6 protein-coding genes are annotated in these 12,475 nt (G+C 44.1%); 5 read left to right on the forward strand and 1 reads right to left on the reverse strand.

Annotated features, from left to right (window positions below):
* Positions 1-600: 600 nt before the first annotated feature.
* The 4 genes from OE749_RS11595 to OE749_RS11610 all read left to right on the forward strand — a co-directional run bounded on the left by OE749_RS11595 (position 601) and on the right by OE749_RS11610 (position 9,422).
* Positions 601-3,402: a TonB-dependent receptor gene (locus OE749_RS11595; RefSeq protein ID WP_263712621.1), complete on the forward strand. Its 2,802-nt coding sequence runs from the start codon at positions 601-603 to the stop codon at positions 3,400-3,402.
* A gap of 143 nt (positions 3,403-3,545) precedes the next feature.
* Positions 3,546-5,036: a tryptophan halogenase family protein gene (locus OE749_RS11600; protein ID WP_263712622.1), complete on the forward strand. Its 1,491-nt coding sequence runs from the start codon at positions 3,546-3,548 to the stop codon at positions 5,034-5,036.
* A 32-nt stretch (positions 5,037-5,068) separates the two neighbouring features.
* Positions 5,069-6,937: an alpha-amylase family protein gene (locus OE749_RS11605; RefSeq protein ID WP_263712623.1), complete on the forward strand. Its 1,869-nt coding sequence runs from the start codon at positions 5,069-5,071 to the stop codon at positions 6,935-6,937.
* Positions 6,938-6,944: 7 nt separating this feature from the next.
* On the forward strand, positions 6,945-9,422 hold the full coding sequence (locus OE749_RS11610) for a glycoside hydrolase family 31 protein (protein WP_263712624.1): 2,478 nt from the start codon (positions 6,945-6,947) through the stop codon (positions 9,420-9,422).
* A gap of 83 nt (positions 9,423-9,505) precedes the next feature.
* Here the strand turns inward: OE749_RS11610 and OE749_RS11615 are convergent, their stop codons facing one another.
* Positions 9,506-10,528, reverse strand: a complete 1,023-nt coding sequence (locus tag OE749_RS11615; RefSeq protein WP_263712625.1) for a LacI family DNA-binding transcriptional regulator — start codon at positions 10,526-10,528, stop codon at positions 9,506-9,508.
* 282 nt (positions 10,529-10,810) lie between these two features.
* Here OE749_RS11615 and glnS point away from each other — a divergent pair, with 282 nt between their 5' ends.
* Complete coding sequence (gene glnS, locus OE749_RS11620) at positions 10,811-12,475, forward strand: glutamine--tRNA ligase (protein ID WP_263712626.1); 1,665 nt, start codon at positions 10,811-10,813, stop codon at positions 12,473-12,475.

Here is a 12,475-nt window from a genome sequence, read left to right on the forward strand (position 1 = left end):
ATATTTTCAGAATGATGCCTAGTACGATTGCAAAAATCCCCATTATTGGCATTCCAATAAATGACAGCGCCAGACAAACGTATCCAACTATTTCTATTATGTGCATGAAAATATACAGTAAAGAATAAAGATGCAGTTTATCTTATTTCTCTTGCAGGCTAAATCTCAATACATAGCAACGCCAAAGGCGACAAAGCCAACTTGAACTTCCAGATTTGATCAAATATCTTCAACATAGGGTAAAATAAGACCCTAAAATATTCTACAATCTCCGTAACAACTCGATTACATCTTGTTATGTGAAAGTTAATTACGAAATTTACTTTCTTGTTTAGGTTGATATTGGTGCTGTCATGTAGTTATAAAAATATCATTAAAAACAATGTTATATGAAAAAGTAACACCCTCGATTACGTTGACACTGAAATGTCAACTATGTTAATCAACTGTTGCTGTATTTTCCTGAATACGTATGCAGAGTATTGAGGCAACAAATCAATTCCTTGTAGTATTTCGCCCAGAATAAAGAGAAGTGTACTCATTGTTATTAGGAAACGTTGCAGTAGGTGCGCTAACAACTAAACGGAACGGGACACACACATGAAAAACTTCAAGCCCAACCTTATCAAAGCAGCCATGGTGGCAGGTGGCATTGCCGCAGGGTTAGCACCTACTGCTTATGCTCAGGATGCAAATACTACTGATGAATCTGTTGAGGTGATTCAGGTATCTGGTATTCGCGCGAGTTTACAAAAATCCCAAGCGATCAAAATGAGCGAAACCTCTGTCGTTGAAGTGATCACGGCAGAAGATATTGGTAAATTACCAGATTCAAGTATTGCTGAATCACTAGCTCGTTTGCCAGGGTTAGCGGCGCAACGCTTAGATGGACGTGCTAGTTCTATCTCTATTCGTGGTTTAGGCGAGAACTTCAGTGCCACTACGTTTAATGGTCGTGAACAAGTTTCTCTGGGCGACAACCGCGGCGTCGAGTTTGATGTTTACCCCTCCGAAATCATGAATGAAGTGGTGGTGTATAAAACGCCTGAAGCGTCATTGATGACACAAGGCATCGGCGGCACCATTGACATGCGTACTGTAAAGCCGCTTGCCTTTGGTGAACAAAACCTTTCTTTTACTTTACGCGGTGAAAAGAACGATATTGGTCAGTTAAACCCTGATGGGGAAGATACAGGCGTACGCGGAAGCTTTTCGTATATCGACCAATTTAATGACGATACCTTAGGTGTTGCTTTTGCATACGCACATATGTCATCACCTGTGAATGAAGAACGATTCAATACGTGGGGGTGGCCAGAAAATGATGATGGCGTTGCTGTCGTTGGTGGTTTAAAGCCGTTTAATCGTTCATCAGAACTTACCCGTGATACGTTTATGGGGGTTGTAGAATGGACACCCAACGAACGGTTAAAAGTCAATATTGACGCATTGTACATCGACTTTGAAGATGAACAGCAACTTCGCGGCCCTGAAATTCCCGCTGCTTGGGGAGATGCAGGGGTAACAGTGGGCACTATTACAGATGGGTTTGCTACTACAGGCACTATCGGGTGGATTGACTCGCCTGTTGGTGCAGTGATTCGAAACGACATTACCGTACGAGAAGCAGATTTAACCGCTATCGGTGCTAACTTTGAGTATGAACTGAATGACGCGTGGGTATTGGAGTTTGACGCTGCATATTCACAAGTAGAAAGACGCACTTGGTCACTTGAAACCTATGCTGGGTCTGGCCGTGGGAAAGATGACCGTTTACCCGAGTCTATTGATTTTGTATTTAATTCCGATAATCAAAGTGTCACCCTTACACCCGATCTCGACTACGGTGACGACAGCGTTATACAGCTGGGTAACCCACAATCTTGGGGTTGGGGCAACTTATTGGATCCTGACAGCGACAACGACCAAGATGGTTTTATTAATACGCCAACCGTCGAAGACGAGCTAACAACCTTGAAAATTGCCGCAGAGCATGTTTTGGATTCAGGCATGGTGTCTAGTGTAGAATTTGGACTCTACTATAGTGATAGAACGAAATCTAAGAAAGATGCCGGCTTTTTCTTAACACTCCCTGGCACGTTAGACGCAGATGGCAACGTAATCCCCGGCGCGCAAACCGCGATTCCGTCAGAATACAGACTACCTAATGTTTCGCTAGACTTCCTAGGCTTTGGCGAAATGGTCGCGTTTGATTCATTCCGATTCTGGCAAGATGGTAACTACCTTGAGTACGATTCTTCAATTACCGATCCTGATCGTTGGAAAAACACATGGGAAGTGAAAGAAGAAGTCACGACGGCATTCGTAAAAGCCAATATTGATACAGAAATTGGCACCATGCCATTGCGAGGAAATGTTGGCCTACAAGTGGTGAAAACAGATCAAAGTGCTACTGGCTACAACACGCGTCGATTGGCTGACCGCACGTTAGACATACAAAATGCGGAAGGGGGAGATGACTTTACCGAAGTGTTACCGAGCGTAAATTTAATTGCCGATATAGCAGACAACCAAGTGGTACGCTTAGGTTTGGCAAGAACCATGTCTCGTTCACGCATGGATAGAATGAACGCCAGTTCTGGCGAATTAAACTTTGATGAAAAAGTAGGCATATGGTCTGGCTCTAAAGCGAATCCGGCGTTGCGCCCGATTAAAGCCGACCAAATAGATTTAACCTACGAAAATTACTATCACGAAGAGGGTTACTTCGCCGTTGCTTTGTTCTACAAGAAGTTAGAAGACTGGCAACTAGAAGTACCGAGTTTGGTAGATACATCACAATTAACGCCGCCAGAAGGTTTTCAACCTGCACCTATTGGTGTCATAACACAATGGCAAAATCTAGGAGATGGAGACATTCAAGGAGGGGAGGTGTCTTTCTCTTTTACCGGCGCGATGTTGTCTGATGCACTGGAAGGCTTCGGTGGTATCGTATCTGCTACCTTCCTTGATAGCTCAATTGAGTTTGATTTAGAAGTGCCAACCGATACACAAGGCAATACAGACGTTCAGTCTTTTGACATCACGGTTCCGGGATTATCGGATGAAGTCTACAACGCCACCCTGTATTACGAGCGAGCAGGGTTTGAAGCTCGTGTAAGCTGGCGTAGTCGTTCTGACTTCCTCGGTGAAGTATCAGGACTGTCGCTAAAACGCGTGCCAGTGAATGTGAAGGGCAGTGACATCGTAGATGCACAAATTAGCTATAACTTTGATGATTCAGGTATTGCTGCATTAGAAGGTCTGACGGTGACATTGCAGGGACAGAACCTGACAGACGAAGAGTTTGTGACTAATCATGGGCTTGAAGCAGGTCTTGATGTTCGCGATGCACAGCGCTATGGACGCAATTTCTTACTCGGTATTAACTATCAGTTTTAATACAGAAATACGGTAACAGTCAGCCGCCGCTTGGCGGCTTTCTTTTGTGTAAAGCGTGTAACCGTCTCTGGCGTGTCTATGGTTCAACAGGCATTGTTTAGCCAACGACACAAAGGTTTCATTTCTAAACGAGGAATGGTGCTATGCGTATCGTGATTTTGGGTGGGGGATCGTCTGGCTGGATGAGCGCCAGTTTACTCGCCAGACTGATGGGAAATCAGCTTGATATTACGTTAGTCGAGTCTGAACATATCGGGACTATTGGCGTCGGGGAGGCGACGATTCCGCCAATTACTCATTTTAATAAGGTACTGGGTATTGATGAAAATACCTTCATTCAAAAAACCAATGGTACATTCAAGCTCGGTATTGAGTTTGTAGGATGGAAAGACCCAACGTCATCTTATATGCATGCCTTCGGGCAAATTGGCAAAGACATGGGGCTTGCGCCATTTCATCATAATTGGTTAAACGCCCGAAGTAACGGTTACAAAAATGATTTTTGGCATTTTTCGTTAAATTACCAAGCAGCAAAAGCGGGTAAATTTCAGCCATTACCGCGCATTCCCAATACACGCTTGCCCGGCATTGTCCATGCGTATCATTTTGATGCTGGTTTGTACGCGCAATATTTGCAAACGCTAAGCACAGCATGGGGTGTGAAACGTATTGAGGGGGAAGTCGAGCATGTTTCTCTTAACAAAGAAAATGGTGAAATAACCGCGTTACGACTTAAAAGTGGGCAAGTCGTTGAAGGCGATTTCTTCATTGACTGCTCGGGCTTCAAAGGCGTGTTAATTTCAGAAGCACTTAAAACGGGCTACGAAGATTGGCGTCATTGGTTACCCTGTGATCGTGCCTTAGCCGTTCCCACTGAAAATACCTCTGACATTCCACCTTATACACAATCTATTGCGCACCAAGCTGGATGGCAATGGCGCATTCCTTTACAGCACCGAACGGGCAATGGGTTGGTATATTGCTCTGATTATTTAGATGACAACTCTGCAACAGAACTTTTGCTTGGTCAACTGAATACCAACGTAATCGGGACGCCGAAACCTATCAAATTCGTAACCGGTCGACGTGTAAAGCAATGGCATAAAAACTGTCTGGCAATCGGATTGTCTAGTGGATTTCTTGAACCGCTAGAATCAACCAGTTTGCATTTGGTGCAATCGGGTCTGGTGCGCTTTATGAAACTGTTACCAAACAAGAGCAATTATCACGCTGCTGAGCGCGAGTTTAATCGGCAGTCTGAAGTAGAATTTACCCGAATTCGTGATTTTATTATCCTGCATTACGTTTTGAATAATCGAAACGAACCGTTTTGGAAGCGATGCCGAGACATGCCAATCCCAGATTCGCTTGCCCATAAAATCGCGTTATTTAAAGCCACCGGACAAGTATTTAGAGAGCAAGACGAACTGTTCACTGACGTGGCGTGGCATCAGGTCATGCTAGGCCAAGGGTTGATGCCCGAAGCATGTCATCCTCTTGCCGAAGCGCTAAGTGGCAGCCAAACATCAGATCTTTTCTCAAGCTTGGAAACACTGATTAACGCGACAGTTGCCGACATGAGTGAACACACTGCTTACATTCAACAATATTGTCGAATGGACAATCCTCGCTAAAACGTATCGGGGCGTCAAAAAAGGTTTATAAAATGAATATAAAATTAACACACTGGAAACCCATTGCACTCGGGGTCGTAGTGGCGACAATATTACAAAGTTGTACTCCCAGTACAACGCGCATAACTGAACAAGTAAACACTGGTGTAGAAAGACAAAAACCAGTCGTATATCAAGTGTTTACGCGCTTATTTGGAAACACAAATACCACCAACATGCCGTGGGGGACGAAAGCACAGAACGGCGTGGGTAAATTCAATGATTTTACGCCTGAGGCGCTTGATGAAATTCGTCAACTCGGGGTTAGCCACGTGTGGTATACAGGCGTGCCCCATCATGCTTTGGTGGCAGACTATACAGAATATGGCATAACGCTGGATGATCCCGATGTGATTAAAGGTCGGGCAGGTTCGCCCTACGCGGTAAAAGATTATTACTCAGTGAATCCAGACCTTGCTACCAATCCTGCCAATAGGGTGCAAGAATTTGAAGCTCTCATTAAGCGTACACACGACGCTGGAATGAAAGTAATAATCGACATTGTGCCAAATCATGTTGCCAGACGATACCAGTCATTATATGCCCCTGATGGAGTGGAAGATTTTGGCGCATCAGATAATACATCGGTCACTTATTCTCGAGATAACAATTTTTATTATGTTGTAAATGAAGCCTTTGATGTGCCGACATTGCCCGACGCGCTTCGCCCTCTAGGTGGAGATACAGCGCCATTGCTAGATGGTAAATTTGAAGAGTATCCCGCCAAGTGGACTGGAAATGGTGCCCGTACCGCGAAACCCAAGGGAGATGATTGGTACGAGACCGTTAAGGTGAATTACGGTGTTAAACCCGATGGCAATTATGATTTTCCATCTTTACCCGATGACTATCGAACTAAAGACTATTCGGAACACGCTGCATTTTGGAAAGACAAAGATTTGCCTGATTCTTGGCACAAATTTCATCATATAGTGCACTACTGGTTAGACAAAGGCGTCGATGGTTTTCGTTATGATATGGCTGAAATGGTGCCAGTGGAATTTTGGAGTTATTTAAACTCTTCTATCAAAATTAAAAACCCTGATGCCTTTATATTGGCAGAAGTGTACAACCCGAGTTTATACAGAGACTACATCCAGCTTGGGAAAATGGATTATTTGTATGACAAAGTGGAGTTTTATGACACGTTAAAGGCGGTGATGCAGCAAAAACAAGGTGCAGCTGAACTGGTAGAAATTCAAACACGCTTGCAAGATATCGAATCCCACATGTTGCACTTTTTAGAAAATCACGACGAGCAACGCATTGCCAGTCCTGAGTTTGCAGGGAATGCTCAAGCCGGTAAACCTGCGATGGTAGTGTCTGCACTTATTAGCCGTTCGCCAACCATGTTGTACTTTGGTCAAGAAGTAGGTGAAGACGGCAGTGAAGATATGGGGTTTGGTAAGCCTAGCCGAACGACCATATTTGATTATGCAGGCGTACCTGCCCATCAGCGCTGGATGAACAACGGAGAGTTCGATGGTGGACAACTGAGTGATGATGAGCGTGAATTGCGTGCTTTTTATAAAACCGTGCTCAATATTTCAGCGTTTCACCCATCGATGCAGGGGGAATTTGTGCCGTTACAGGCCATGAATCTGGCAAACACTAAAGGCTATACGGATAACCTGTTTTCATTTATTCGCTCGGCACCAGAAGGGAGTTTACTGGTGGTATCTAATTTCGATCGTGAAAATTTGCGCAAATTTACGCTTAGTTTTCCAGCCCATTTACTGGGTGAAAGTGACGCTGGCATCGATTTACTAACAGATAAAGATGTTGCATTTACGATATCAGGCCAATCTGCGAGCGCCGAATTATCGTTGTCACCTAACGAATCCGTTGTCATCGCGTGGTAATCCAATCATGAAGTTAGCGAACTTATTTCATTACAAGGCAGCCTTAACACTTTTCGTTGTGTGGTTGTTTGCTCCTCAGCTAGTATCAGCGACCGAATACCACTATTTATCGCATGCGGTAAAGGCAGATCGTGTTGACATTGAAACCTCACATTGGCCAGTGACCATTCGCCCATTAACGGACAATAGTGTTGAGGTTCATTACGCGCCTGAAGACAACAGTCAGCTTCCCTCTTTTGCGTTGGCTGATGTGATCACTGCCAATCCGTCAGTAAAAATAGAAACGATATTCAAAGTGACAGAGAGTGAGAATGCACTTTCCATTGAGCTTGGTTATCTCTCAGTGAAAGTGACTAAGTCACCGTTTCACATGGCTTATTATGCCAATGGTAAGCTATTAACGCAGGAAGAGAGTGGGCTGTTTTATTCTGATACGTTACGTGGGTTTCGCTTCGCGTTGTCTGATGAAGAAAAGTTACTAGGAGGAGGCCAGCGTGTTTTAGGCATGAACCGCCGAGGCCACAGAATGCCACTGTACAACCGTGCCCATTACGGATATGGCAAACAGTCTAATCAAATGTATTACAGTTTGCCGGGTGTCATCTCTACGCATGGCTACAGCATTTTATTTGATAACTCCGCTAAAGGAACATTGGATATTGGCAGTCACGAAGAGAATATACTTCAGTTTAGTGCGGTGGCAGGGCGAACCGCCTATATCGTTGTAGCGGGTGAAACAATGCAAGAGATTACCCAAAACATGACTGATGTGACTGGTAAACAGCCGCTGCCCCCGCGCTGGGCGTTGGGTAATTTTGCCTCGCGTTTTGGATACCGAACAGAAGCACAAACTCGTAGCGTCGTCGAAGGATTCAGAAAGGCGAACATTCCTCTTGATGCTATCGTGCTCGATTTATATTGGTTTGGCCCAGATATTAAAGGCCACATGGGCAATTTAGAGTGGGATCGCAACGCATTTCCCACGCCAGAAAGGATGATTGAGGATTTGGCGAAAGAGGGCGTTAAAACGGTCATGATTACTGAACCGTTTGTATTAACTACATCACAGAAGTGGCAAGAGGCGGTCGACAATAATGCGCTTGCACTTAATGCCGCAGGTAAACCTAAAACTTACCAGTTTTACTTTGGTGAAACGGGGTTAATTGACGTATTCAGTGATTCCGGAAAGCAGTGGTTTAATCAAGCTTATCAAAGGTTGGCGGAACAGGGCGTGCATGGTTGGTGGGGCGATCTCGGGGAGCCTGAAGTTCATCCAGAGGATACCTTTCATAAATTCAATGGGCAGCTAGTTGGCGCTGATGAAATTCATAATGTCTATGGGCATATATGGGCAAAGAATGTGTATGAAGCGTCACGTAAACTGCAACCTGAGTCTAGGCCGTTTATTATGATGCGTTCTGGATTTTTAGGTACGCAGCGTTATGGCATTATACCGTGGACTGGCGATGTGGCCCGCAGTTGGGAAGGGTTGTCTTCTCAAGTTGAATTGGCGCTACAAATGGGTGCTTTTGGGTTGGCGTACACGCATTCCGATCTAGGAGGGTTTGCTGGAGGAGAGGCGTTCGATCAGGCGCTGTATCTGCGTTGGTTGCAATATGGTGTGTTTCAACCCGTATTTAGGCCGCACGCGCAAGAAAATATTGCACCTGAGCCGATTTTTCATGACAGCGAAACCATTCGCATAGCACGTGACTACATAAATTTGCGCTATCAATTGTTGCCATACAATTATTCGTTGGCCTATGAAAATAGCTTAACGGGTAAGCCACTGATGCGTTCTATGAGTGCAGCTTTCCCCGATAACACTCTTACATGGTTTGATGAGACACAACAATACATGTGGGGAGATGCGTTTTTAGTTAGGCCAATAGTAGACGAACAGGCTAAAACAATTGAGGTGACATTGCCTAAAGGGCAGTGGTATCAAAGGGGGAAAAGCATTCCAATCGCTGGCAATCAAACCTTGCGTGTCACCCCTGACCTAGACACCTTACCTGTCTATATTAAAGGGGGGGAGTTTATTCCTATGTCGCCTGTTATCCAATCTACAGATGAATACAAGGGTGACCAATTAGTACTCCACTATTATTTGGCACAGGGTCAACATTCTCGCATTTATCGCCAATATGAAGATGGTGGGAACGATGTTCAATCAATCGCAACGGGTCAATACCAGGTGCTCACCTACAAGGCAGAAGAGACAACAAAGGGTATAGATCTGCTGTTAAGCCAGTCAGGTGAGTTCCAAGGCGCACCAAGCCAGAGACAGTATACACTCGTGTTACATGGCATTGCGCAGCCGCCCAAAGGGGTAAAAGCCAATGGCGAATTGATTCAAGAACAGTGCGATGAATTAGAATATGACATCAAAATGGCTTATTGCCATAACGCGGGTGAACAACAGTTTCGTATGAAGGTATCACTAGAATCTGAAATGAAAATTGAGGTAAATTTTAAGCAATAAATACCGTTATGTAGTCGCTACTTTATTCAGCATGTTAAGCGGGGGCATTATGCCCCGCTTGACGTTTCTACTTAAAAAGTCGTTTATCTCTGGCAAGATTGACGAATAATTAGCTCGACAGGCAAGGTTCGAGTCTCTACATTTTCACCGTTAATCAGATTTAAAAGGTTGTCTACTAGTGTTTTACCCGCCAGATTGGTGTCTTGTTTTACAGTTGTTAGTTTAGGTGATGTAAAGCTAGATACTGGAATGTTGTCATAACCCACCACCGCTATGTCTTCTGGGACCCGAATGTTAGCCTCGTCTAATGCTTGGATGACACCAATGGCAATTAAGTCACTCGCACATACAACTGCGTCTAAAGCAACTGGCTTTGAAAGAAGTGTCTTGATTGCTTGATACCCTGAAGGCTCATTGGAAATAGCATCCACCTGATAAGATTGTGAATTGTGTGTGCCTGGTTCGCCTAGCGCTTTGCAAAAGCCTTGATATCGTGCTTGAAATTCTGGTGCGTGATTGTCGGCACCGCCAACGAAAGCTAAGGTTTGACAGCCTTGTTCCAGCAAATGCTTGGTGACGTCGTAACCCCCTTGGAAGTTGTCGCAACCAATAGACACGCCGGGAAACTCTTCGTCTTCTGCTCCCCAACGAACAAAATGGGTGCCTTGGGCAACCAATTTGCTCAGTTTATCGCGGTAATCCTGATAGTCTCCGTAGCCTAGCAATATAATGCCGTCGGCTTTGTTGGTGTCTTCATAATCTGCATGCCAGTCATCACTCAGGTTCTGGAAAGAGATCAGCAAATCATAATCCGCTTGTGCACAGGCACGTGTAATGCTGCCTAACATGGTAAGAAAAAATGGATTAATGAGTGAATCATCGGTTGTAGGATCTTCAAACAATAATAGCGCAATCGTCTTACTTTGTTGCTGGCGCAAGTTGCTCGCGTTTTTGTCTACTTTGTAGTTAAGTTCGCGGGCTATTTGCTTAATTTTGTCACGGGTTTCTTGATTGACTAATGGACTGTCTCTAAGCGCTCGAGACACTGTAGATTGCGAAACACCCGCCTTGTGGGCAATGTCGAATGATGTGGCTTTTACTTTCATAAACGAGGTGATACTAACAGTACAAATGTTAACCTGATTAGAACGATTTATTGTTATTACCTACGTTATACAGCAAGCGCGAAGCTAAATCTTCTGATTTTTGCAATGAAAATGTAGATGCATATGTAAGGATCGTGCCACGACTCATCACTGATAGTATGAAAATGCCAACGAAACCTATCGAATTCCAGTAAAGCTTGATAAAAAGATTTTGCATCGTTCTCAATTGGGTATAATGCGGGATTATTCAAAACATTAATAACGACAAACGGGGTGTTATAAATGGCCGAGACAGACATTCGTCCGACCAATTTTATTCGTCAGATCATTGATAAAGATTTAGATAGCGGTTTACATTCGCAAATCTATACACGTTTTCCGCCAGAGCCAAATGGTTTCTTGCATCTTGGCCATGCTAAATCAATTTGCCTAAATTTTGGCCTTGCGCAAGATTATCAAGGAAAATGTAATCTTCGATTTGATGATACTAACCCTGAAAAAGAAAACATTGATTACGTTAATGCTATAAAAGACGATGTGCATTGGCTTGGTTTTGCTTGGGAAGGTAAAGAGCGTTATTCGTCAGACTATTTTGATCAACTGCATGGCTACGCTGTTGAGTTGATTGAGAAAGGCTTAGCTTACGTCGATTTTTCAACTCAAGAAGAAATGCGAGAAATGCGTGGCACGCTAACGTCACCAGGTAAAGAAAGTCCTTATCGAAATACATCACCTGAAGAAAATAACGCTATTTTTGAAAAAATGACACAGGGTGAATATAAGGAAGGCGAGTGCGTATTACGTGCAAAAATTGATATGACATCGCCTTTTATGTGCATGCGGGATCCGGTTATCTATCGAGTTAAATTTGCACACCATCACCAAACGGGTGACAAGTGGTGTGTGTACCCGATGTATGATTTCACCCATTGTATTTCTGATGCCCTTGAGGGGATAACGCATTCTTTGTGTACATTAGAATTCCAAGATAATCGCCGTTTGTATGATTGGGTGATTGACAATATTTCAATTGATTGTACGCCAAGACAATATGAGTTCTCACGTTTAAACCTTGAATACACAGTACTTAGCAAACGCAAGCTAATTCAATTGGTTGAAGAGAACCATGTTGACGGTTGGGATGATCCTCGTATGCCTACTATTGCAGGTATTCGCCGTCGTGGTTACACCCCTGCGTCTGTGCGCGAATTCTGTAAGCGCATTGGTGTGACCAAAATGGATAACATCATAGAAATGAGCATGCTAGAAGCCTGTATTCGTGATGATCTCAATGAAAATGCCTCTAGAGCAATGGCCGTACTTGAGCCGGTCAAAGTAGTGATTGAAAACTTCCCAGAAGACGGATTAGAAATGCTTACGGCAGCGAATCATCCTAATGATGAGAGCAAAGGGACACGTGAACTGCCGTTTACCAAAGAAGTATTCATTGAAGCAGAAGACTTCAAAGAAGAAGCAAACAAGAAATTCAAACGTTTAGTGCTTGGCAAAGAAGTGAGATTGCGTAACGCGTATGTGATTAAAGCTGAACGTGTTGAAAAGGACGAAGCAGGAAACGTAACAACGATTTACTGTACCTATGACAGTGAAACACTGGGCAAAGATCCTGCGGATGGACGTAAAGTCAAAGGCGTAATTCATTGGGTATCAGCAACCAAAGGGGTTGAGGCCGAAATTCGTTTGTACGATCGATTATTTAACGTGCCTAATCCAGCAGCAGAGGACGACTTTGCCGCAGCGATTAACCCTGAATCGTTAGTGATAAAACACGGTGTTGTTGAGCCAAGTTTGCTTGAGGCCGAAGAGGGCAAGGCGATCCAGTTTGAAAGAACAGGGTATTTCTGTAAAGACAGAACCTCAACCGAAACGCGTCCAGTCTTTAATCGCACGGTTGGCCTAAGAGATACTTGGGCTAAAATCGCGGGTTAG

The organism is Fluctibacter corallii (genome assembly GCF_025751585.1).
In the GTDB taxonomy this organism is placed as follows: domain Bacteria; phylum Pseudomonadota; class Gammaproteobacteria; order Enterobacterales; family Alteromonadaceae; genus Fluctibacter_A; species Fluctibacter_A corallii.

Coding starts and splice junctions, on each gene's coding strand:
- OE749_RS11615 (WP_263712625.1), bottom strand. CDS start 10,528: ATGAAAGTAAAAGCCACATCATTCGACATTGCCCACAAGGCGGGTGTT.
- glnS (WP_263712626.1), top strand. CDS start 10,811: ATGGCCGAGACAGACATTCGTCCGACCAATTTTATTCGTCAGATCATT.
- OE749_RS11600 (WP_263712622.1), top strand. CDS start 3,546: ATGCGTATCGTGATTTTGGGTGGGGGATCGTCTGGCTGGATGAGCGCC.
- OE749_RS11595 (WP_263712621.1), top strand. CDS start 601: ATGAAAAACTTCAAGCCCAACCTTATCAAAGCAGCCATGGTGGCAGGT.
- OE749_RS11610 (WP_263712624.1), top strand. CDS start 6,945: ATGAAGTTAGCGAACTTATTTCATTACAAGGCAGCCTTAACACTTTTC.
- OE749_RS11605 (WP_263712623.1), top strand. CDS start 5,069: ATGAATATAAAATTAACACACTGGAAACCCATTGCACTCGGGGTCGTA.